The sequence below is a fragment of the Streptococcus suis genome (genome assembly GCF_002964045.1).
GTDB classification, from domain to species: Bacteria; Bacillota; Bacilli; order Lactobacillales; family Streptococcaceae; genus Streptococcus; species Streptococcus suis_U.
In genome coordinates, this window is sequence record NZ_POPB01000435.1 from 1 (window position 1) to 275 (window position 275).

Here is a 275-nt window from a genome sequence, read left to right on the forward strand (position 1 = left end):
CGTAATAGCCGCGCCAGCCATATTAATTGTGGCACCGAGCGGAATGGATACTGAGTATGTATCTGGATCCACTCCTAAACGTTTGCAGAGCTGCATATTGACAGGAATATTAGCTGCTGAACTTCTTGTAAAAAATGCCGTAACCCCACTAACCCGAAGACATTCAAACACCAGCGGGTAAGGATTTTTCTTCATTACAAGAAAAGCAATCAAGGGATTGACAACAAGCGCGACAAAAAACATGCTTCCAACCAAGAGTAAGAGCAGTAAACCAT

1 protein-coding gene is annotated in these 275 nt (G+C 43.3%); it reads right to left on the minus strand.

Annotated features, from left to right (window positions below; all coding sequences use genetic code 11):
* Nucleotides 1-275: cation:dicarboxylate symporter family transporter (locus C1E99_RS11205; RefSeq protein ID WP_153060198.1), on the minus strand; the 275-nt coding region annotated here is incomplete at both ends.